This is a genomic window from Streptomyces spororaveus, from assembly GCF_016755875.1.
GTDB classification, from domain to species: domain Bacteria; phylum Actinomycetota; class Actinomycetes; order Streptomycetales; family Streptomycetaceae; genus Streptomyces; species Streptomyces spororaveus.
The window spans coordinates 7,151,295-7,173,564 of record NZ_BNED01000005.1 but is presented as its reverse complement, the minus strand read 5'-3'; the positions used below and the strand labels follow the sequence as shown (position 1 = coordinate 7,173,564).

Here is a 22,270-nt window from a genome sequence, read left to right as displayed (position 1 = left end):
GGGCGTCCTCTCGGTCAGGTGCGGGCGAAGTCGGCCGTGCGGGCGAGCTCGACACTGAGCTCGTCCACGGCGCTGTCGGGGACGAAGGCCTCGGGCGCGGGGCCCAGGCCGAAGAAGTGGGCGATCGCGGCGACCGTGCGCTCGGTGGCGCGCCCGTCGCCGTACGGGTTGGCGGCGTTGGCCATCCGGTCGTAGGCGGCCCGGTCGCGCAGCAGCTCCAGGGTGTGGGCGACGATGCCCTCGGTGGCCGTGCCGACGAGGCAGGCGGTGCCGGCGACGATGGCCTCGGAACGCTCGGTGACGCTGCCGAGGACCAGCGTGGGCTTGCCGAGGGCGGGGCCCTCCTCCTGGCTGCCGCTGCTGTCCGAGACGATGAGGTCGGCGCGGCCCATCAGCTTGCAGAAGCTGAGGTAGGGCAGCGGGTCGGTGACGGTGATGCCCGGGTGGCCGCCGATGTACGGGAGGAGCGCCTCGCGGACGACGGGGTTGCGGTGCAGCGGGACGACGACCCGTACTCCGGGCTCGTCGGCGATGCGGGCGAGGGCCTGGCCGATCTGCGGCAGGTGCGGCCAGGCCTCGCGGCGGTGGGCGGAGGCCAGGACGACGCGGCGCGGGTCGTGGTCGAGGTCGGCCAGGGCCGGGTCGCCGTAGCTCTCGGCGCGGCCGCTGGCCCAGCGCAGGGCGTCGATGACCGTGTTGCCGGTGACGGTGACCGTGTCGGCGGCGATGCCCTCGCGCAGCAGGTTCGCCAGGTTGCCGGGGGTGGGGGCCAGGTGGAGGGCGGCGACCTGCGCGACGAGCCGTCTGTTGCCCTCCTCGGGGAAGGGTGAGCCGAGCCGGCCGCTGCGCAGTCCGGCCTCGACGTGGACGACGGGGATCCGCTGGTGGAATCCGGCCAGGGCTCCGGTGAGGGTGGTGGCGGTGTCGCCGTGGACCAGGACCGCGTCGGCGGGCGCGGTGGCGAAGTAGTCCTCCAGGCCGCGCAGCGAACGGTAGGTGACCTGGGAGAGGGTCTGCTTGGGGGCCATCACTTTCAGGTCGACGTCGGCGGTGAGGCCGAAGGCGTCGAGGGTCTCGTCCAGCATCTGGCGGTGCTGCCCGGTGGAGATCACGACGGGCTCGAAGCGCGGGTCGTCCCGGAGGGCGCGGATGACGGGCGCGAACTTGATGGCTTCCGGCCGGGTGCCGAGGACTACGGCGACGGAACGCATGGCTTCCTCTGCTTTCTGGTACGCGTTGGGAATCGAGCCGTGGCGGGGCGTGCGAGGGCGCGGCGCGGCGCTGCACCGCGGGCCTGTCGGGAGGTGGTGGCCAGGGGATCGGATCTCACTGCGAGGGGCTTTTCAGCTGCCCTCTTCCGGCCAGGACACAGCTTTCCCGGAGCCGGCCGTGGAGTCAACGAACGCCCCCGGCCACTCGAACGCTTGGCCGGGAACGACAGAAGCCCCGCACTCCGGAGACCGGAGTACGGGGCTTCTGACCAGGGGTTACGGGCAGGTCGGCATCAGCCTCGGGCAGGCTTGACCGACATGGAGTGACGGAAGAAGTCGGACGGGTCGTACTTCCTCTTCACCTGCTGCAGACGCGGGTAGTTGTCCTTGTAGTAGAGGGTCTGCCACGGCACGCCGGACCTGTTGCGGCGCGGATCGGTGATGTCGCGGTCGGGATAGTTGATGTAGCAGCCGTCGGTGCTGTCGTCGATCAGTGGTACGCCGCCGGTCGCCGAGAAGAAGTCCTCGTACAGGTCGCGCAGCCAGCCCAGGTAGTACCCGTCCTCGCCCTCGTCCTGCCAGAAGGTCTGGAAGCACATCTTGAAGATGGACGAGCGCTGCGCGTTGGCCGTCGCGTCGGGCGCGGCCGCGTTGACCTGCCCGCCGAAGGAGAAGAGCACCAGCATGGTGTCGGGGTTCTTGAAGTCGGGCCGGCTCATGTACCGGTAGAGCGCGGAGATCTGATGGTCGGTGAAGTTCTTGCGCATGTAGGCGGACTTGTGCGCGCCGCGTGAGGTCGGATTGGTGATGACGGGATTGTTGGTGCCGACCAGCCGGGTCGCCTGGAGCCAGGGAAGGGTCCTTGGTTCCGCGAACTGCGGCATGGCGGGCAGTTCACCGGTGGGCCGGGTGAGTGCCTTCGGGGTGACTCCGGTACCGGCCGTGATAGCCGCCAGGTAGTCGTCGAGCAGTTGTCTCGCGTTCGGCACGGTCGCGTCGACCTGCGTGAACATGCCCAGGCTGCCGTGCGCCTTGGAGCTGACGTTGAACAGGCTGGAGAGGTTGCGGTACGGGGAGTCCGGCGCGCTGTTCGCCGCGTGCCAGGCGCCGAAGTTCTTCAGCAGCCGGGTGAACTTCGCCTCCGTCAGCTGCTCCCAGGGGAAGTCGACGGCGCTCACCAGGACCTTCGACGGCGGGGATATCAGCTGTTCGGAGGGCTCGGAGCCCGTCGCCCCCGGTGAGCGGAACCAATAGCGGGTCACGAGGCCGAAGTTGCCGCCGCCCCCGCCGGTGTGCGCCCACCACAGCTCCCGGTTCGGGTCGTTCTTCTCCCGGGTGGCCACGACGGTGCGTACCCCGCCCTTTCCGTCCGTCACCACGACCTCCACGGCGTAGAGGTGGTCGACGACCAGGCCGTGGGCACGGGAGAGCAGGCCGTAGCCGCCGCCGGCTATGTGTCCGCCGGCTCCGACGCTGTAGCAGATGCCGCCGGGGATGGTGACGCCCCAGCCCTTGTAGAGGGCCTCGTACACGTTGATCAGGCGGGCGCCCGCCTCCACGACGAACGCGCGGAACTTCGGGTCGTAGCCGACGTGGGTCATCTCCGAGAAGTCGATGATGACCTGGGTGCCGGAGTGCGCGGCGAAGTCGGCGAAGCAGTGGCCGCCGCTGCGCACCGAGACCCGCTTGCCCGCCCGGACCGCGTCTCTCAGCGCGCGTTCGGCGTCCGCGGTCGAGCGGACCATCTTGATGTAGTCCGGGCGGGCCACGAAGCGCTGGTTGTTGCCGGTGGTGAGCATTTCGTAGCGCGGATCCCCCGGCCTGACGACGGATCCGGTCCCGGCGGCCGCGGCGCGGGCCGCTTCGCCGGAGGCGTCCGGGGCCTTGGCGGCGGCTGCCGCCACGGGGCCGGAGAGGGCGCCGGCCACTGCCGCTCCTCCGACGACGGCCGCGCTGCGGGCGAGCATGGTCCGGCGATCGACACCGTTCATGTGCGTCTACCTCGACTTCTGTTCGACGATGGGGTGGGTGCCGTTCCCGGCACCTGGTGCGGTGGTCAGTGGTGCGGTGGCGGGGAGCTCCGTGTCGGGGTGCGGGCGCGGCACTCCGCTCACGCTGCTCCTGTTCTTGCTCCTGTTCCTGCCGTCGAGCCGGCCGGAGAGCGCCGCGGTGCCCAGACCGGCCGCGGCCAGTGCGGCACCGATCCAGGTCGGCGAGGTCCACCCGAGGCCGTGGGCGACGGCGAGGCCGCCGAGCCAGGCCCCGAGGGCGTTGCCGAGGTTGAAGGCCGCGATGTTCGCCGCGGAGGCGAGGGCCGGGGCCCCGGCTGCCTGCTGCATCACGCGGGCCTGCAGCGGCGGCACCGTCGCGAATCCGATGGCCCCGAAGGCGGCCAGGGTGATCGCGGCGGGCACGGCGGCGTGCGAGGTGAAGGTGAAGATCACCAGCACCAGGCAGAGTCCGCCGAGGATGAGGTACAGGCTGGGCATCAGGGCCCGGTCGGCGGCCCGGCCGCCGAGTACGTTGCCCACGCACAGCCCTACGCCGAAGAGGACCAGGAGCCAGGCGACCGCGCCGTCGGAGAAGCCGGCCAGCTCCGTCATCATCGGCGCGAGGTAGGTGAAGGAGGCGAAGACACCGCCGAAGCCGAGGACCGTGGTGGTCAGGGCCAGCCACACCTGGGGCCTGCGGAAGACGGCGAGTTCGCCCCGCAGTGCTCCGCGTTCGGGCGCGGGCTGCGCCGGAACCAGGGCGATCAGACCGATCAGTCCGACGATCCCGATGCCGGTGACCGCCCAGAAGGTCGAGCGCCAGCCGAACTCCTGGCCCAGGAAGGTGCCCAGCGGTACGCCGAGCACGTTGGCCAGGGTGAGGCCGGTGAACATCAGGGCGATGGCACTGGCCCGCCGGTCGGGGGCCACCAGGTCCGCTGCCACGACGGACCCGATCCCGAAGAACGCGCCGTGCGTGAGGGCGGCGATCAGCCGCCCGCCCATGAGCGCGGTGTAGTCGCCGGCCAGGGCACAGAGCAGGTTGCCCGCGATGAAGACGCCCATGAGGACGGCGAGCATGGTCTTGCGCGGCAGCCGGGCACCGGCCGCGGTCATCAGCGGTGCGCCGACGACCACGCCGAGGGCGTAGCCGGTGACCAGCATGCCGGCGGAGGGGATGGACACGGACAGGTCGTCGGCGACCTCCGGGAGCAGACCGACGATGACGAACTCGGTCGTCCCGATGCCGAAGGCACCTATGGCGAGGGCGAGGAGGGAAGCGCGCATCGGCCCGGTCAGACCTGTCGCAGGGCGCCGCCGTCGACGCTCCACTCGGCGCCGGTGACCTGGCCCGCGAGGGGCGAGAGCAGGTAGGCGATGACGCCGGCGACGTCGTCGGGCGTACCGATGCGGCCGCTGGGCAGTCGGCGTACCTCACGGACGAAGTGATCGACGGCCTCGTCGGCCGGGAGGCCGAACCGCTCGCCGAGCTGCTCGGCGAAGCCGCCGGGAGCGTCGAAGAGCGCGGTCCGGGTCGGCCCGGGCGAGACCACGTTGGAGCGCACGCCGCGTACGCCGAACTCCGCGGCGAGGGACTTGGAGAGGGACAGCAGCGCCGTCTTGGTGGCGGCGTAGTCGACGATGCCCGGGTCGGGGAAGCGGGCGGCCTCGCTCGCGATGTGTACGAGGGCACCCGCTCCGGTGTCGAGGAGTGCGGGCAGGGCGGCGCGGGTCATGCGGACCGCGGAGTGGAAGTTGACCTCGAAGGTGCTCTTCCACTGCTCGTCGGTCACATCGAGGAAGCCGGTACGGGACTCCAGCGCGCCGACGTTGTTGACGAGGCCGTCGAGCCGGCCGTGGCGTTCGACGACCGTGTCGGCCACGTGGCGGGCGGCGGTGGGGTCGGTGAGGTCGGCGGCGACGGTGCTGACCCGGTCGCCGAGGGCTTCGGTGCTCCAGGGCTTGCGGGCGACGCCGACGACGGTGGCGCCTTCGGCGGCCAGGAGGCGGACGGTCGCCTCGCCGATTCCGGACGACGCGCCGGTGACGAGGTACACGCGGTCTTCGATACGGAGGTCCATCACGTTCCTTGAGGAGGGGAGACCTTGGGAAGGGGGAAGCGGCCCGGCACGGTCGGGGGTCCGGTGGTACCGGCCCGTGCCGGGCCGCTTCCAGGGGGGTCCTCGGTCGGGAACCGTCAGCCGGCGGCGGGGGTCCGCGCGGCCTTGTTCCGGAGGAAGAGGACGGTGGTGAGGATGCCGGCCACGACGATGGCCGTGTTCACGATCACCGCGGTCGTGATGCCCGCGTGGATGTCGGCGTTGGCAGCGGCCACCGCCGACATGATCGGCGTACCCATCGTGATACCGACCTGCTGCGTCATCGTCGCCAGACCGGTGGCCATACCCTGCTCGTGGTCCGGCAGACCCGTGGTCGCGGTCACCATGAACCCGACGATCACCAGCATGTTGCCGATACCACCCGCGAACGTCGCGACCAGCAGCAGCCACATCGACGCCGACGTCTCACCCAGCGCCACCAGACTCAGCGTCGCCACCGCCTGGAGGAGACCACCCACGATCAGCGTCGTGCGGGTACCGGTCGCACCGATCACGCGAGGCGCGATCGAACCGCCGATCACCGTACCGACACCCAGGACGCCGAAGGACAGACCGGCCGTCAGCGGCGAGAAGTCCAGCACCTCCTGGAGATACAGCGTCATCAGGAACACCAGACTGGTCTCGGTGAGGAACGCGATCAGACCCGCGATATTGCCCCACGCCACCGTCTTCTTCTTCAACACCGACACCGGCACCAGCGGAGCCGACGACTTCGCCTCGATCGCATAGAAAGCGACCAGCAGCACCACACCCGCCGCCAGCCAGCCCAGCGCACTGCCCGAACCCCAACCGTGCTCACCCGCCTGCGTCAACCCGTAGATCAACGCCAGCAGACCCAGCGTCACCGCCGTCGCACCGGGAACATCCAGCTTCGGACGCGACTGCGGACGCGACTCCTTGATCACCGTGGGAGCAATGAACAGCACCGCCAGAGCCACCGGCACGTTGATGAAGAACGCCCACCGCCACGACAGCAGATCCGTCAGGACGCCACCCAGAATCGCGCCCGTCGTGAACCCCGCGGACATCAGCGCACCATTGAGACCCAAAGCCTTCTGCCGCAACGGCCCCTCGGGAAACGACGTCGTCAGCAGGGACAGACCCGCCGGAGTCACCGCGGCCGTCGCCAGACCCTGGAACACACGCGCCGCGATCAGCATCTCCGGCGACGTCGCCAGACCACCCGCCAGCGACGACAGACCCAGCACCGCCAACCCCACCAGGAACAGCCGGCGCCGACCGAACAGGTCCGCCACCCGACCGAACAACAGCGTGAAACCAGCCGCGCAGAGCGCGAACGACGTCGCGATCCACTGCAGATTCGACAACGAGAAACCGAGACCGTCACCGATCACCGGCAACGCCACGTTCAGAATCGAGAAATCAACCGCCAGCATGAACTGCGCCACCAGCAGCACCACCAACACCAACTTCAGACGCCCGTCCAGACGAACGGGCCCCTCGGCTCCTCCCCCCTCCCCTGCACCCGCGTCAACACGCGCTCCCTCGACAACCGACATCGCCATACATCCTTTCGATCACAACTGAGGCCTTCCGGGTCGAAGGCCGGTACTCGCCGGGGAAGCCGGCTCAGGCAGGGGGCGGCGCCGAGGCACGGCGCCGGAGTTCTTCGGACAGTTCCTGCCAGTCCCGTGCGCACTGGGCGGCCGCGGCGGCCGCCGTCTCCACGCGGTACGGGGGTATCGCGGCGACGATCCGCTCCCACTGGCGCAGTCCGCTCACCTGGAGGTCGAGCATGCGCAGCAGGAGCCTTCCCGCGTCGCTCAGCCTGAGCAGGGGGTCCTTGCACAGGCTGGTGACCAGGGCGGGCAGTGGCTGCCCCCGGACCCGGGCGGGTCCCCGGGGCGGTGCGGGGGCCGGGGTGGTCCCGGCGCGCCGCTGGGCGGCCGGTACGGGATCGGCGCCCGCTCCGATCCGGCGCCGTACGTCCCGTACGGTCGAGGGCGCGATGCCCGCCTCCCGTGCGATCTGCCGCAGCGACGCGGTGGGACGGCCTGCCAGCAGCCGGGCCGCCTCCTCCCGGCCGCGGACGGGATCGGCCGGCCGGACGCGGCCGTCCTGGCCGACGCGGCCCGGTGGGGCGGGCCCCGGGACCTCACGGCGCCGCAGTGCCCCGACGGTCTTGCCCGCCAGGCCGGTCCGCCGCGCGATTCCGCGGTCGGACCAGTCCGGGTGGGAGCGCAGGATCCGTAGCGCCGCCGCGGTCCGTTCCGTGTGGGTCAGCGGGAGCCCGTGACTGATGTTGGCCTCGACCGAGAGCACGAACGCGTCCTCGGCGCTGCCGTCGAAGTACGTCACGTGCACCGTGTCCTGCCCGCGCAGCACGGCGGCCCGCAACCGGTGCGTGCCGTCGATGATCCGCATGGTGGGGCGGTGCACCAGCAGCGGCGGCAGCGTCCGGCCGGAGTGGGCGAGGGCCTGTGCGTGACTCTCGTCCACCTGGACGGTGCGGGGGGAATCCGCGGCGAGCAGTGCGCCGACCGGTACCTCGGCCGCGACGTCGGGGGGCGCCGTCGCGGGCCGCGGGTTCGGCTTGTCCATGAAGTTCACCTCCTTCTGTGCACTCGGCGCTTCGGGCGCCGCTCCGTTCGGTGGAGCGGCCCCGGGGAAGAAATTACGTAATTACCGTTCGGTAACCAACGTAGAGGGCCAACCCCGTTGAGATCTGGGCAAGTTGGCGAGGAAGTGCCAGGTGGGGTGGGCGACCGCGGAAGTTGCCCGGTCGCCCACCGGGCGGCACTCAGACCCCCACGAGCTCTTCCGACCGCACGAAGTCCCTTAGCCAGGACAGGAATTCGGGGCCCAGGTCCGGGCGCTCGCAGGCGAGCCGGACCGTCGCGCGCAGGTACTCGGCGCGGTCCCCGGTGTCGTAGCGCCGGCCGGAGAAGACGACGCCGTGCACGGGGCGTCCGGCCCGGACCAGCGCGCGCAGCGCGTCCGTGAGCTGGATCTCTCCGCCGCGTCCGGGGTCGGTGTTCCGCAGGACCTCGAAGATCTCGGGGTCGAGGAGGTAGCGGCCTATGACGGCCAGGTTGCTGGGCGCGGTGCCGGGTTCCGGCTTCTCCACCAGCTCCGTGATGCGCACGCCGTCGGCGCCCGCCGAGTCCTCCACCGCGGCGCATCCGTACAGGTGGATCGCCTGCGGATCCACCTCCATGAGGGCCACCACACTGCCGCCGAACCGTTCCCGCACCTCGGCCATCCGGGCGAGCAGGGGGTCGCGGGGGTCGATCAGGTCGTCGGCCAGGAGGACGGCGAAGGGCTCCCGGCCGACGTGGGGAGCGGCGCACAGGACGGCGTGCCCGAGGCCCTTGGGGTCGCGCTGGCGCACGTAGTGGATGTCGGCGAGTTCGGTGGAGGCGCAGACGCTTCGGAGTTTGTCCTGATCACCCCGGCGCTGGAGCGCCTCCTCCAGCTCGTAGTTGCGGTCGAAGTGGTCTTCCAGGGGGCGCTTGTTGCGTCCGGTGACCATGAGGATGTCGGACATCCCCGCCGCGACGGCCTCTTCCACCACGTACTGGATGGCCGGCTTGTCGACCACCGGAAGCATTTCCTTCGGGGTGGCCTTGGTCAGCGGGAGGAATCGCGTTCCGAGTCCCGCGGCGGGGATCACTGCTTTGGTTATCCGGTGAGGTGTGGAATTCATGCCACCGACGGTAAAGCTCCCGGCGCCCCCTCGGCTTGAACGAGCCGGCCTTTCTTCCTACTTGGGCATTTCCGGGTCCGCCGGAACGGCGGCGATGCCCCGCCGGACGAGCCGCCACAGCTCCCTGAGCTCACCGGTGACCGCACCGGGGCCCTCGCCCCGCCCCCGGCGCACCCGGGTGACGGCGCCGCCCACCAGATGCGCCGTCAGCAGGGTGACGGGGCAGGGGTCGACCTCGGGGTCCAGCTGGCCCTGCTCTGCGGCCTGTTCCAGCAGTTCCTTGACGTCAGGGAGCCAGCACCCGCACCAGTCGGGTCCGGCACCGACCCGCTCCTGGGTCAGCCGCGCCGCGGCGCGCACGGCCGCGTCCGTCTCGATCAGCCGGCCGAGAGCGAGGACCAGCGCGGAAACGGTGTCCAGGGCCGGGCCACCGCGTGCGGTCACCCCCTCGACCACTCTGCGGGTGGCGGCGCGCCCCGAATCCTCGACGGCCGAAGCCAGCTCCCCTTTCGCTGCGAAATGAAAGGTGAGGGCTCCGATCGAAATTCCGGCGGAGCGGCTCAGCCGGGAAAGCGAGGTCCCGTCGTACCCATTGCGGTCGAATTCAGCGGCGGCCACCGAGATCAGATGATTACGGGTGCGTACGCCGCGCTCTTGCTTCACCACTGCACTATCACTGCCATCCAGGTCGTTCCTCACTCGCCATTGCGCCCCGCACGGAGGTGGCGACCTCCAGCGTCGCCCCGGCGCCGGACGCCGACAACGCCGACTTGACGAAGAAGCGCCCATGACCTGCCCTCCTGCGGGTGGCCGGGTACGGCCCCCGCACGGACGCCGCAGACCTCCGCATCCAACGTGCCGAAGTCGTGGGCGGGGCGCCACGGGTTCGCTAGAAAAAAAACGAACGTTCTGTATTCTATGAGTACTACCGACGGCGCACGCCGACGTCCGCAGTGGAGGGGGAGACAGATGACGACACGGACGAGGACCAGATCCCTGACTGCCGGTGACACCGCCCTGGCCGGCTTCACGGAACGCCTCTTCGGTCACTTACCGAGAGCCGATCAGCGCCGCTGGGCCCGGGTCTACCTGCAGGGACTGCTCACCACCCCGGGGAAGAAGTCCGTACGCAGGCTCGCGGCGTCCGTCACCGAGTCGCCGACCGCCTCCCAGTCCCTGCAGCAGTTCATCAACGCGAGCCCCTGGGACTGGAATCCGGCCCGCACCGAACTGCTGCGCTGGGTGGAGGAGCGCCACCCCGTCCGGGCCTGGACGATCGGGCAGGTGTGCTTCCCCAAACGCGGCGAGCACTCGGTGGGTGTGCACCGCCGCTTCGACCCGGTCGCCGGGCGCATCGTCAACTGCCAGTTGGGCTTCTGCCTCTTCCTGTCCCTCGACGGCATGAGCGTGCCCGTCGACTGGCGGCTGGCACTTCCCGAGGCCTGGGTGGCGGATCCCGTCCTGCGCCGCCGGGCGCGCATCTCCCCCGAGGCCGTCCACCAGACCCCGGAAGCCCTCGTACTGGAGCTCGTCGACTCGATCGCCGCCCGCACCTCGTCGGCGCGTCCCCCCGTGGTCGCCGACTTCAGCCGCCTCGGCGGTGCCGCCGCGCTGATCGGCGTACTCGGCCGCCGCGGCCACGACTTCCTGGTCTCCGTACCGCCGACCCTCGCGGTCCGCACCGCCGCCCTGAACCACGGTGTGGATCCCGCGCGCACGCCGGGGCGCGGCGAGACCACCGCGGGCGACTTCGCCCGCCTGGGCAACACCAGCCACCCGTACACCACACCACTCGCCGGCCCCGCCGTGCGACCGCAGCGGCAGCGTATCCACTCGGCGCTGGTCGGGCTGCCGGACGGGGACCCGGCGGGGCGGGGGACGCAGCAGATCTACCGGCTCTTCGGTGAACGGCGGCCGGGCCGACGGGGCGGCGGGCCCGTCTGGCTCACCAACATGAACCGCCACCGGATGGACGACCTGCTGCACCTGGTGCGGCTCTCGGCCCGGTCCACCGCCGTGCTCGGCTCGCTGGCCGACGAGTTCGGCCTCCTCGACTTCGAGGGCCGGTCCTTCCCGGGCTGGCACCACCACATGACGCTGATGTCGGCGGCGTACGCGTATGCGTATGCGGTGCCGGGGCGAGCGCGGGAGCGGGAGCGGGAGGAGCGTGGGCGGCGGTCCGCCTGAGCGGGCGCGGGTCCGGGGGAACCCGGCTCCGCCGGGCACCGGGCCCCGCCCGGACCCGCGCCTCAAACGCCGGCGGGGCCGGGTGTGACCCGGCGCGGGAGCGCGTCAGGCGCGGATGAGGGCCAGGACCTCGTCGCGGACCTTGGCCAGGGTGGCCTCGTCACGAGCCTCCACGTTCAAACGCAGCAACGGCTCGGTGTTCGAGGCACGGACGTTGAACCACCAGTCCTCAGCGGTCACGGTCAGGCCGTCGAGCTCGTCCAGCGTGACACCCTCCGCGCCGCCGTAGGTCTCGCTCACCGCCGCCAGACGCCCGGCCTGGTCCGCGACCGTCGAGTTGATCTCCCCCGAACCCGCATACCGGTCATAGGAGGCCACCAGCGCCGACAACGGACCCTCCTGACCACCCAGCGCCGCCAGCACGTGCAGCGCCGCCAGCATGCCCGTGTCCGCGTTCCAGAAATCCTTGAAGTAATAGTGCGCCGAGTGCTCACCACCGAAGATCGCACCCGTCTTCGCCATCTCCTCCTTGATGAAGGAATGACCCACCCGGGTACGCACCGGCGTCCCGCCGTTCTCACGCACGACCTCCGGCACCGACCACGACGTGATCAGATTGTGGATCACCGTGCCCGACCCGCCATGACGGCCCAGCTCACGCGCCGCGACCAACGCCGTGATCGCCGACGGCGAAACACCCACACCCCGCTCGTCCACGATGAAGCAGCGGTCCGCGTCACCGTCGAACGCGATACCCAGATCCGCACCCTCCGCCAGCACCCGCGCCTGCAGATCCACCACGTTCTTCGGATCCAGCGGATTCGCCTCGTGGTTCGGGAACGTCCCGTCCAGCTCGAAATACATCGGAACCACGTCCAGCGGCAGACCCTCGAACACCGTCGGGACCGTGTGACCGCCCATGCCGTTGCCCGCGTCCACCACCACCTTCAGCGGACGGATCGACGCCACGTCCACCAGACCCTTCAGGTGCGCGGCATAGCCGGGCAGGGAGTCCAGCTCCGTGACCGAACCCGCCACCGTGCCCGCCGGAACGGCCGGAGCACCCTCGTCCGACCACGTCTCGACCAGCTCACGGATCTGCGACAGACCCGTGTCCTGACCCACCGGAGCAGCACCCGCACGACACAGCTTGATGCCGTTGTACTGCGCCGGATTGTGCGACGCCGTGAACATCGCACCCGGCAGACCCAGCGAACCCGACGCGTAGTACAGCTGATCCGTCGAGCACAGCCCGATCAGCGTCACGTCCACACCACGCGCCGCCGCACCCCGCGCGAACGCAGCCGACAGACCCGGCGACGAAGGCCGCATGTCATGACCGATCACGATCGCCGCGGCGGGAACGACCTCCACGAACGCCGCACCGAACAGCTCGGCCAGGGACTCGTCCCACTCGTCCGGCACGACACCACGCACGTCGTACGCCTTGACGATGTTCGAAAGATCGGGCATTTCCACTCCTTCAGGGGGTGACCGGCTGTGCTTCGGACGCTACCCGCCGCCCGGCTCGGCACAGCCCGCCCACGCCCCATCCCGCTGAGGCTTTGGCAGATCGCCATCACCCCGGGGCGACCCCGCCCCTCTCCCGGTACCACCGCGCCGCCGGCCCGATCCGGCTCAGCGGGCCGGGACCCGGCGCGATCCCGGCGAGTTCCCATGCCGCGTCGGCGCGGTACCAGTGGTCACCGGCCAGCAGCGTGAACTGACGCTCGCTCACCCACCCCGGCGTCGCGGCCAGGGAGTCCAGGCACCTGCGCCACGACCAGTCGGCGGCGGGCCGCGCCGACAGCACCCGGTGCTCGGCGAGGGCGTCCATGAGGTCCCGGTTGCGCACCGGCTCCGGGTGGTGGGCGTGCAGAACACCCGTGACACCGGCCCCGGCGCCGTCACCGAGCGCGAGCGCCACGATGAGCCGTGCCAGGTCGTCGACATCGACGAAGGAGGCGCGTCCCTCGCCCCCGTCCCACACCGCCGGTACGCGCCGGAAGGCGTCGACGAGTGCCGGTACGGCCCACCGGTCGCCCCTTCCCAGTACGAGCCCCGCACGCAGGACCAGTCCCCCCGCGTCGAGCACCGACACCTCCCCCGCCAGCCGGCTGCCGCTGGCCGCCGACACCGGGGCGGGCGTCAACTCGGCGACGTCCTGCCCACGGTGGGGGCCCGGTCCGTAGACCGCGCAGGTGGACAGGTGGATGATCCGCCCCACTCCGACCCGCCGGGCCTCGGCCACCAGGGCCGCGGTTCCGGCGGCGTTGACCGCGGTGCACCGGTCGGCGTCCGGTCCTACGTAGGAGGCCAGCGACAGCAGGACGTCCGCGCCGTCGCACACCCCGCGCAGGGACGGCCCGTCGGCCAGGTCGGCTTCCACCCAGCGCACCCCCGGTAATGCGGCCGGCGGCCGCGTACGGGACACCGCGCGTACCGTGGCCCGCTGGTCCTGCCCCGCCAGTCGGCACAGCACCGCCGACCCCACGAAGCCCGTCGCGCCGGTGACCACTACGTGACGGGTGCTCAAGCCCGCTTCCCCGGTGCCGACTTCGGCCGCGCCTTCGCTTCCGGCTTCGGCTCCGGAGCCGGCGCCTGCTCCGGCGTCTGCTCCGGCTCGATCTCGCTCGGCGGCAGCGTCAGGCGCAGCCCGCCGCGGATGTCGTCGGCGGCCACCGCGGGCAGCAGGTAGCGCCACAGGGAGGCGATCCGCTGCGGTAGGTCGGCCCGGCCGGTGGACGCCTGGGAGAAGAGCTGCGCCCCGGTGAAGGAGCTGACCAGCACCCAGGCCAGTTCGTGGTCGTCGACGTCCGGCTGGAGTTCGCCCTTGGCCCGGGCGAAGCGCAGCTGCTGGCGGAACTCCAGGACCCAGGCCTGGTAGGCCACGTCGTCGCGCAGCCCGAACTCGCCCTGTTCCACGGCCAGTCGGACACCCGCCCGGAGCACCGGATTGTGCCGGAGCTGCTCGGCGAGGTAGAGCGTGATGTCCACCAGGTGCTGCAGGCCGTCCTCGCCCGCGGGGAACTCCAGACCGTCGCCCTGGCCGACCATGACGGCGTAGGCGAGCTCCTCCTTCGAGCTGAAGTGGAAGTACATCCCGCCCTGAGTGACGTCCGCCCGCTTCATGATCTTGCTGATGCTGGCTCCGCTGAAGCCGAACTCGTCGAAGACCTCGGCCGCGGCACGCAGGATGGCCGCTTTGGTCTGAACTGCCCTGAGTTGCGGGGCGCGTTGCTGCTTTCGTTCTGACATGAGCACCTAACTAATCTCGACAAAAAAAACGAACATCCTTTATTTTAGGACCTGCGCCGAACAAGCACCAGCTCATGTCCGACGTCCAGGGGGGCTCAACCATGACTGTGTCAACTGATCACTCCGCCGCACCCGCCGCCGCGCTCAGCAGCGCCTTACCGCGGGAGTACGTACACAAGAGCGCACACTCGGAGGTGCTGCTCACCGGGTGGCACGCCGTCGCACCGGACGAGTACGTGGTCACCGCCCAATGGCCCCGCACCCACAGCTTCTACACACCGGACGAGGGTCACCACGACCCCCTGCTCCTCGCCGAATCGGTCCGCCAGGCCATCCCGCTCCTCAGTCACGTCGCGTACGACGTCCCCTTCGGTCACCGCCAGATCTGGGACACGTTCAGCTACTCGACGAACGCCGACGCCCTCGCCGTCGGTTCGACCCCGGCCGACATCTCGCTGCACATCCGCTGCTCGGGCATCTCGCGCCGCGGACGCAGACTCGCGGGTCTCACCATGCACGTGACCGCGACCCGCGACGGCCGACTCCTCGGCACCGCCGAAGCCGGTTTCACCAACCAGCCGGAGGCCGTCTACCAGCGCCTGCGCGGCCGGAACGGGGACCTCGACGAGGTCGCCGCCCGCACCATCCCGCTTCCGCCGCCGCTGACACCCCGCCGCGTGGGCCGCGACCGCTTCCACGACGTGGTCCTCTCCCCCACCAGCTCCACGCGACGTGCCCAGCTCCGGGCCGACGTCAACCACCCGATCCTTTTCGACCACCCCGTCGACCACGCCCCCGGCATGCTGCTGCTGGAAGCCGTACGCCAGGCCGCCTACCGTTCCGCCTTCCCCCGACGGGGAGTCCTGACCGATATGGAGATTCGTTTCTTCCGCTATGCGGAGCTGACCTCGGCCTGCTGGATCGAGACGCTCCCGAACCCGGAGGTGTCGACCGCGCCGGACCGTCATGCCGTACGCGTCGTCGCCCGCCAGGACGGCGAGGTCGCCTTCGCGGCCACGGCGACCATCGCCACCGTGTCGTCCGTCCCCGTCCACCTGTACGCCACGCGCTGACCGGCGCACGCCCGCCGGGGCAGGCCTTCGGCGATCCCCTCGGCCCATGAGCGCGCCGGCTCATGATCCGTCCGCCGGATCCGCTCCACCCCTGCGGCAGAACGACGAAGGCGCCTGACCGGGACCGTGCCCGGCAGGCGCCTTCGCGTTCCGCCGGCCGGTGGCCGGTGGCCGGGGCAGGACGGAGCAGGTCGGACCAGGTCGGGTCAGACCTTCCTGACCACGCTGGACTTCAGCTGCATCGAACCGAACCCCTCGATCCTGCAGTCGATGTCATGGCCGTCGACGCCTTCCACCAGGCGGATGTTGCGCACCTTCGTACCCGCCTTGATGCCGGACGGGCTGCCCTTGACCTTGAGGCCCTTGACCACCGTCACGGTGTCTCCGTCGGCCAGTACATTGCCGACCGCGTCCTTGATCACCCGCTCCTCGGAGGCGCCGGCCGGCTCACCGGAGGCGAGCGGCCACTCGTGCCCGCACTCGGGGCAGACCAGGAGCGCTCCCATCTCGTAGGTGTACGCGCCCGCGCACTCGGGGCAGGGAGGCAGGAGGTTCTCAGTCACCCCCACAGTATATTTCAGGGCCGTCGTCGCAGGTGGGCGCCCGATCGGCGGCCTCGCGCCGCGCCGGGCGCGAGCCCGCTCCCACCGCGTGGGCGGCGCGGACCGCCCCGCCCCGCCCCGAGCATGGGTGTACCGCACCCGGGCAGAGGGCGGCCTGGTTGCCGCCTCCCCGCGAGCCGAGGCTGGGGGTCCACCTCCTCCGGCGACAGGACCTCCGCATGCCCCGCAACGACACGACCGACGCCGCCGTCCTCGACCGGATCCGGCTCCGGTCCGGCGATCCCGGACGGCGCGTCGTGTTCACCGGCGCCACGATCGTCACGATGGACCCGGAGCTCGGCGTCCTCGACCACGCGGACCTGCTGGTCGTCGGCGATACCGTCGCGGCGGTCGGGCCCGGCCTGAACCGGGACGGCGCCGTGGTCGTCGACGCCACCGACACGATCCTGACGCCCGGCTTCGTCGACACCCACCGCCACGCCTGGCAGACGCAACTGCGCAGGATCATGCCCGACGTGGACGATCTCGGCGGCTACATCGCGTCCACCCTGGCCGGCTACGCGCCGGTCTACCGCCCGCAGGACATGTACGCCGGCACCCGCCTGGCCGCCCTGTCCGCCATCGACGGCGGCATCACCTGCATGCTGGACTTCTCCCACAACTCACGCACCCCCGAGCACTCCGACGCCGCCGTCCAGGCGCTGCTGGACACGGGCATCCGGGGCGTGCACGCCTCGATGGGGCCGCACTTCGGGGACTGGGACGGGCAGTGGCCCGGCGACCTGACCCGGCTCAGGGAACGCTGGTTCAGCAGCGACGACCAGCTGCTGACCCTGCGCGTGGCCGCGCTGGCCACCGAGGAGATCGCCGGACCCGCCCTCGCGTACGGCCGCGAACTCGCCCGGGTGGCCCGGGACCTGGGGGTCGGCGTGAGCGTGGACGCCGTCTTCGGTGCCGCTTCCTCCCGCGCGGTACTGGGGTGGGCGGCGGACGGTCTGCTCGGCCCCGACCTGACCCTCATCCACGCCACCGGCCTGACCCCGCCGGCGTGGCGGGCGATCGGGGAGAGCGGCACGACCGTGGCCCTGGCCCCGACCTCGGACGCGCAGATCGGACTGGAGACCGCGGTACCCGCCGTCGACGAGGCCCTGGCGGCCGGCATCCGTCCGGGACTGAGCATCGACGTCGAAGTCGCCCTGGCCGGGGACATGTTCACGCAGATGCGGGCCCTGCACACGGTCCAGCGGATGCGCGCGGTGCACGCGGCCTACGGCAGCGACCGGCGGCCGGTGCGCATCACCACCCGTGACGTCCTGGACTTCGCCACCCTCCAGGGCGCCCGCACCAACGGCCTGCACACGGTGACCGGCTCCCTCACTCCGGGGAAGAAGGCCGACCTGCTGGTCATCCGCGCCGAGGACCTCAACAACATGCCCCTCAACGATCCCATCGGAACCGTCGTCCTCGGCTCGGACGCCCGCAACATCAGCGCCGTCCTCGTGGGCGGCACGCCCCGCAAATGGAACGGTCGGGTCCTGGACGTGGACCTCGCCGCCCTGCGCGAGGAGGTCCGGGCGTCCCGCGCGTACGTGCTCGGCGCCGCGGGCGTCCCGGCCGCCGGGCGGTCATGACGTACGGCGAGGTCATGGCACGGGGCGGGGCCGTGGAGTCAGGCGGTCAGAACGCCCGGCGGGTGGCGTGCAGGCTGCCGAGCAGGGCGAGCCCCCGGGCACTCGGGCTCCCCGGTTCGGCCTGGTAGACCACCAGTTGCTGGCCCGGCGCCCCGAGCACGGCGAAGGACTGGAAGCCGAGCGAGAGCGGTCCGATGTCGGGGTGGTCGAGTTCCTTGCTGTCGAAGGTCTTGCCGCGGACCGTGTGAGCGGTCCACAGCGCCGTGAACTCCGCGCTGGACGCGCCGAGTTCACGTACCAGGGCGCGCAGCCGCGGGTAGTGCGGATCGAGGCCGGCCGCGTGGCGCAGGCCGGCCACCACCGCCTCGGCCGCGCGGTCCCAGTGGACGAAGAACGGGCGGGCCGCGGGGGCGAGGAACGTCATGCGCGCGAGGTTGTCCCGCTGCGCGAACGGGGAGAACAGCGCGTCGGCCATCGCGTTGGCCGCCAGCACGTCGGTGGCGGGGTTCAGGACGAAGGCCGGGCAGCTCGTGTACCCGTCCAGCAGCTGGCGCAGCGGGGCGCCGACCGACTCCCTCGGCTGCGGCCGGTCACCGTCGGGCGCGGTGCCGGCGAGCCGGAAGAGGTGGGCGCGTGCCGCTTCGTCCAGGCGCAGGGCGCCGCTGATCGCGTCGAGGATCTGCGGGGAAGGGCCGCGTTCGCGCCCCTGCTCCAGCCGGGCGTAGTAGTCGCTGTTCATTCCGGCGAGGACCGCGACCTCCTCACGGCGCAGTCCCGCCACGCGGCGGCGGCCGTAGGAGGCCAGGCCCACGTCGTCGGGCCGCAGGCGGGCGCGACGGGCGCGCAGGAAGTCTCCGAGATCACTGCTGGTCACACCTTCAGATTAGAGGGGGCCCCGGGCGGGTGCCTGGGTACGGCGCACCCGGGCACCCCGCCCGGGTGGCGGAACTGCCGTACCTCATTGGCGCGTTCCCGCTCATACCGACGGCCGATCCGCCCGATGATCTTGCGTAGGCTCATGCCGCCCGACCCGTACGCCCCCCACCGAGGAGCATCGTGCCCCTGCTCGTGAACCGACGTCTGGCCCTCAGTGCCGCCCTGCTGGCCGTGACGGCCGCCGTGGCGCCGTCGACCACCGCCCACGCCGCCCCGACCACCCCCGATCTCGAAGGGCTGACCCAGGCGCTGCGGAACACGACCGCCGCCGGCGCGCCGGGCGCCCTGGCCCGCTTCAGCGGGCCCGGCGGGGTCAGCGTCCGAACGGTGGGGGTGCGCGACAGGACCACGGGCTCGGCGATGGACCCGCAGGCCCGCTTCCGGATCGGGAGCGTCAGCAAGACGTTCACCTCCGTCGTCCTGTTGCAGCTGGTGGACGAGGGCCGGATCGATCTGGACACCTCCGTCAACCGGTACCTGCCCGGCCTGCTGCCCGACGACCGGATCACGGTGCGCCATCTGCTGAGCCACCGCAGCGGGCTGGCGGACTACACGGACGCCATGTTCGAGCACACCGTTCCGGGCTTCGAAGCCGTCCGCAACAAGGTGTTCGGCTACCAGGAGCTGGTGGCCCTCTCGCTGCGCGAACCGCGCACGACCGAGCCCGGCGTCGCGTACAAGTACTCCAACACCAACTTCGTCGTCGTCGGCATGCTCATCGAGAAGGCCACCGGCAACGGCGTGGCCAAGGAGTACGAGCGGCGCATCATCAAGCCGCTGAAGCTGCGCAACACCTCCTACGTGCACCCCGGCACACAGATCAAGGGGCTGCACACGCGCGGCTACCTCCACCCCGACGAGGCCGGCGCGCCGCTGGTCGACTCCACCGAGCAGACGGTGTCGTGGGCCCAGTCCGCCGGGGCGGTGATCTCCAACCCCGCCGACCTGAACACCTTCACGTCCGCGCTGCTCGGCGGCCGGCTGCTGCCCGCCGCCCTGCTGGACGCCATGCTCACCGTGACGCCGACCGACGCCACGAACACCCGGTTCTACGGGCTCGGCCTGCGCCGCTACGACCTGTCGTGCGGCACGTCGGTCTACGGTCACACGGGCACCGTGCAGGGCTTCTACACCTACGCCTTCTCCACCCGCGACGGACGCCGCTCGCTCTCCGCGATGGCGAACACCTCGAACAAGGGGGAGGCGAACACGGCCCTCGGCGGGACCCTCGAAGCGGCGTTCTGCGGCAAGCCGGCCGCGAAGGCCACGACGCGCGGATTCGGGTTCGCACCGGCCGAGGCGGACCTGCCGGAGCACAACGCGCGCTGACGTCACTCCGCGGTCCCGGGCGGGGCGCACCCCACGGGGCGCGCCCCGCCCACTCATGTGACGAGACATCAGGTCAACCGTCCCGGACTATTGACTCCGTCGACGGCAGTCGGGATTCTCGTCCCACTGTTTGTGTGGTTCATGACAAGTCACGCCTGTGGCCGTGACCCGTCATGCCCCGAACGGCCGGCCCCCCGACCACGCCATCCGGCTGACCTTAAGACGTGAGTGATGACCATTTCCCGACACACGCACCACAGGCGTAGGCCCCTGGCGGTCCTGTCATTGCTCCTCGCCGTGGTGGCCATGGTGCTCGGCCCCGTACCCGCTTCCGCCGCCGACCCCGGCTGGTGGAACCCGGTCGCGCGGCCCGCACCCGACTCCGACATCAACGTCACCGGCGAGCCCTTCAAGGGGACCGATGCCCAGGGGCGGGTCCGGGGCTTCGTCGACGCGCACGACCATCTGATGTCCAACGAGGGCTTCGGCGGCCGTCTCATCTGCGGCAAGCCGTTCTCCGAGGCCGGGGTGGCCGACGCGCTCAAGGACTGCCCCGAGCACTACCCCGACGGCACCCTCGCGATCTTCGACTTCATCACCAAGGGCGGTGACGGCAAGCACGACCCGAACGGCTGGCCGACCTTCAAGGACTGGCCCGCCCACGACTCGCTGACCCACCAGCAGAACTACTACGCCTGGGTCGAACGGGCCTGGCGCGGCGGTCAGCGCGTGCTCGTGAACGACCTCGTCACCAACGGCGTCATCTGCTCGGTCTACTTCTTCAAGGACCGCAGCTGCGACGAGATGACCGCCATCCGCCTCGAAGCGCAGAAGACCTACGACATGCAGGCCTACATCGACAAGATGTACGGCGGCCCCGGCAAGGGCTGGTTCCGCATCGTCACCGACTCCGCGCAGGCCCGCGACGTCGTCCAGCAGGGCAAGCTCGCCGTGGTCCTCGGGGTCGAGACCTCCGAGCCCTTCGGCTGCAAGCAGATCCTGGACATCGCCCAGTGCAGCAAGGCGGACATCGACCGGGGCCTGGACGAGCTGTACCGCCTCGGGGTCCGCAGCATGTTCCTGTGCCACAAGTTCGACAACGCGCTGTGCGGTGTCCGCTTCGACGAGGGCGCCCTCGGTACGGCCATCAACGTCGGCCAGTTCCTGTCGACCGGCACTTTCTGGAAGACGGAGAAGTGCACCGGCCCGCAGCACGACAACCCCATCGGCCTGGCGGCGGCCGCACCGGCGGTGCAGAGCAAACTCCCCGCGGGGGTGGCGGTCCCCTCCTACGCCTCCGACGCCCAGTGCAATACGCGCGGACTCACGGAGCTCGGCGAGTACGCGGTGCGCGGCATGATGAAGCGCAAGATGATGCTTGAGGTCGACCACATGAGCGTGAAGGCCGCGGGCCGGTCCTTCGACATCCTGGAGTCCGAGGCGTACCCCGGTGTGATCTCCTCGCACAGCTGGATGGACATGGACTGGACCGAGCGGGTCTACAAGCTCGGCGGCTTCATCGCCTCGTACATGAGCGGCGCCGAGGGATTCAGCGCCGAGGCGAAGCGGACGGACGCGCTGCGCGACAAGTACAACGTCGGCTACGGGTACGGCACCGACATGAACGGTGTCGGCGGCTGGCCCGGACCGCGCGGGGCGGACACCCCGAACCCGGTGCGCTACCCCTTCCGCAGTACCGACGGCGGGTCCGTCATCGACAAGCAGACCACCGGTTCGCGGACGTGGGACCTCAACACCGACGGGGCGTCGCACTACGGTCTGGTCCCCGACTGGATCGAGGACATCCGCATCGTCGGCGGCCAGGGCGTGGTGGACGACCTCTTCAAGGGCGCCGAGTCCTACCTGACCACCTGGGGGAACTCCGAGAAGCACAAGTCCACGGTGAATCTCGCCACGGGCTCCCCGGCCTCGGCGTCGAGCTCGGAGTGGTGGAACCCGTTCGTGAACTACTCACCGGGCCGGGCCGTGGACGGGGACTCGGGCTCCCGCTGGGCGAGCGAGTGGAACGACAACCAGTGGCTGCACATCGACCTCGGGTCCGCGAACCGGGTGGGACGCGTCACCCTCGACTGGGAGGCCGCGTACGGGAAGGCGTACCGCATCGAGGTCTCCACGGACGACACCAACTGGCAGACCGTGTGGTCCACGACCGCGAGTGACGGCGGCCTCGACACGGCCCGCTTCTCCGGGGTCCCGGCCCGCTACATCCGCGTCCAGGGACTCCAGCGCGGCACCAAGTGGGGGTACTCGCTCCACGAGGTCGGCGTCTTCAGCAGCTGATCC

General features: G+C 70.9%; 18 protein-coding genes. 5 read left to right on the top strand and 13 right to left on the bottom strand.

Features of this window, described 5'->3' with window-relative positions; translation table 11 throughout:
• Positions 1 to 14 precede the first annotated feature (14 nt).
• From wecB to Sspor_RS34895, 8 genes are all read right to left on the bottom strand, one after another.
• Positions 15 to 1,211 carry a non-hydrolyzing UDP-N-acetylglucosamine 2-epimerase gene (gene wecB, locus Sspor_RS34930; protein WP_202202663.1) on the bottom strand — a complete coding sequence of 399 codons (1,197 nt, stop codon included), beginning with the start codon at positions 1,209 to 1,211 and terminating at the stop codon, positions 15 to 17.
• 293 nt (positions 1,212 to 1,504) lie between these two features.
• Entirely contained in the window at positions 1,505 to 3,202 is a 1,698-nt protein-coding gene (locus Sspor_RS34925) for an FAD-binding oxidoreductase (RefSeq protein ID WP_202202662.1), read from the bottom strand.
• Positions 3,203 to 3,208: 6 nt separating this feature from the next.
• Positions 3,209 to 4,489: an MFS transporter gene (locus Sspor_RS34920; RefSeq protein ID WP_202202661.1), complete on the bottom strand. Its 1,281-nt coding sequence runs from the start codon at positions 4,487 to 4,489 to the stop codon at positions 3,209 to 3,211.
• An 8-nt stretch (positions 4,490 to 4,497) separates the two neighbouring features.
• Positions 4,498 to 5,283 (bottom strand): SDR family NAD(P)-dependent oxidoreductase, encoded by a 786-nt coding sequence (locus Sspor_RS34915; protein ID WP_202202660.1) that lies wholly within the window; start codon positions 5,281 to 5,283, stop codon positions 4,498 to 4,500.
• A 116-nt stretch (positions 5,284 to 5,399) separates the two neighbouring features.
• Positions 5,400 to 6,842 (bottom strand): MFS transporter, encoded by a 1,443-nt coding sequence (locus Sspor_RS34910; protein ID WP_202202659.1) that lies wholly within the window; start codon positions 6,840 to 6,842, stop codon positions 5,400 to 5,402.
• Between the two features lie 70 nt (positions 6,843 to 6,912).
• Positions 6,913 to 7,884: a ParB/RepB/Spo0J family partition protein gene (locus Sspor_RS34905; RefSeq protein ID WP_202202658.1), complete on the bottom strand. Its 972-nt coding sequence runs from the start codon at positions 7,882 to 7,884 to the stop codon at positions 6,913 to 6,915.
• A 199-nt stretch (positions 7,885 to 8,083) separates the two neighbouring features.
• The gene (galU, locus tag Sspor_RS34900) at positions 8,084 to 8,989 is read right to left on the bottom strand and encodes a UTP--glucose-1-phosphate uridylyltransferase GalU (protein ID WP_202202657.1); all 906 of its coding nucleotides are present in this window, start codon (positions 8,987 to 8,989) and stop codon (positions 8,084 to 8,086) included.
• A 57-nt stretch (positions 8,990 to 9,046) separates the two neighbouring features.
• A complete protein-coding gene (locus Sspor_RS34895; RefSeq protein ID WP_237404160.1) occupies positions 9,047 to 9,652 on the bottom strand; it encodes a TetR family transcriptional regulator in 606 nt (201 codons plus the stop codon).
• A 306-nt stretch (positions 9,653 to 9,958) separates the two neighbouring features.
• Here Sspor_RS34895 and Sspor_RS34890 point away from each other — a divergent pair, with 306 nt between their 5' ends.
• Positions 9,959 to 11,176, top strand: coding sequence for an IS701 family transposase (locus Sspor_RS34890; protein WP_237404159.1), 1,218 nt, complete (start codon positions 9,959 to 9,961; stop codon positions 11,174 to 11,176).
• 105 nt (positions 11,177 to 11,281) lie between these two features.
• On the opposite strand, the gene Sspor_RS34885 is transcribed toward Sspor_RS34890, so the two are convergent.
• The 3 genes from Sspor_RS34885 to Sspor_RS34875 form a co-directional block, all read right to left on the bottom strand.
• Complete coding sequence (locus Sspor_RS34885; protein WP_202202655.1) at positions 11,282 to 12,649, bottom strand: phosphomannomutase/phosphoglucomutase; 1,368 nt, start codon at positions 12,647 to 12,649, stop codon at positions 11,282 to 11,284.
• 106 nt (positions 12,650 to 12,755) lie between these two features.
• On the bottom strand, positions 12,756 to 13,712 hold the full coding sequence (locus Sspor_RS34880) for an NAD-dependent epimerase/dehydratase family protein (RefSeq protein WP_202202654.1): 957 nt from the start codon (positions 13,710 to 13,712) through the stop codon (positions 12,756 to 12,758).
• A complete protein-coding gene (locus tag Sspor_RS34875) occupies positions 13,709 to 14,434 on the bottom strand; it encodes a ScbR family autoregulator-binding transcription factor (RefSeq protein WP_202202653.1) in 726 nt (241 codons plus the stop codon). The genes Sspor_RS34880 and Sspor_RS34875 overlap by 4 nt, the downstream gene beginning before the upstream one ends.
• A 101-nt stretch (positions 14,435 to 14,535) precedes the next feature.
• On the opposite strand from Sspor_RS34875, the gene Sspor_RS34870 reads away from it, so the two are divergent.
• Complete coding sequence (locus tag Sspor_RS34870; RefSeq protein ID WP_202202652.1) at positions 14,536 to 15,507, top strand: ScbA/BarX family gamma-butyrolactone biosynthesis protein; 972 nt, start codon at positions 14,536 to 14,538, stop codon at positions 15,505 to 15,507.
• Between the two features lie 206 nt (positions 15,508 to 15,713).
• Here the strand turns inward: Sspor_RS34870 and Sspor_RS34865 are convergent, their stop codons facing one another.
• On the bottom strand, positions 15,714 to 16,070 hold the full coding sequence (locus Sspor_RS34865; protein ID WP_202202651.1) for a zinc ribbon domain-containing protein YjdM: 357 nt from the start codon (positions 16,068 to 16,070) through the stop codon (positions 15,714 to 15,716).
• A gap of 218 nt (positions 16,071 to 16,288) precedes the next feature.
• On the opposite strand from Sspor_RS34865, the gene Sspor_RS34860 reads away from it, so the two are divergent.
• A complete protein-coding gene (locus tag Sspor_RS34860; protein WP_202202650.1) occupies positions 16,289 to 17,701 on the top strand; it encodes an amidohydrolase family protein in 1,413 nt (470 codons plus the stop codon).
• A gap of 46 nt (positions 17,702 to 17,747) precedes the next feature.
• Here Sspor_RS34860 and Sspor_RS34855 read toward each other — a convergent pair whose 3' ends face one another.
• Complete coding sequence (locus tag Sspor_RS34855) at positions 17,748 to 18,575, bottom strand: helix-turn-helix transcriptional regulator (protein ID WP_202202649.1); 828 nt, start codon at positions 18,573 to 18,575, stop codon at positions 17,748 to 17,750.
• Between the two features lie 182 nt (positions 18,576 to 18,757).
• Between Sspor_RS34855 and Sspor_RS34850 the strand changes: the two genes are divergently transcribed.
• Together Sspor_RS34850 and Sspor_RS34845 are read left to right on the top strand one after the other, a co-directional pair.
• On the top strand, positions 18,758 to 19,966 hold the full coding sequence (locus tag Sspor_RS34850) for a serine hydrolase domain-containing protein (RefSeq protein WP_202202648.1): 1,209 nt from the start codon (positions 18,758 to 18,760) through the stop codon (positions 19,964 to 19,966).
• Between the two features lie 231 nt (positions 19,967 to 20,197).
• Positions 20,198 to 22,267: a galactose-binding domain-containing protein gene (locus Sspor_RS34845; protein WP_202202647.1), complete on the top strand. Its 2,070-nt coding sequence runs from the start codon at positions 20,198 to 20,200 to the stop codon at positions 22,265 to 22,267.
• Positions 22,268 to 22,270: the final 3 nt, after the last annotated feature.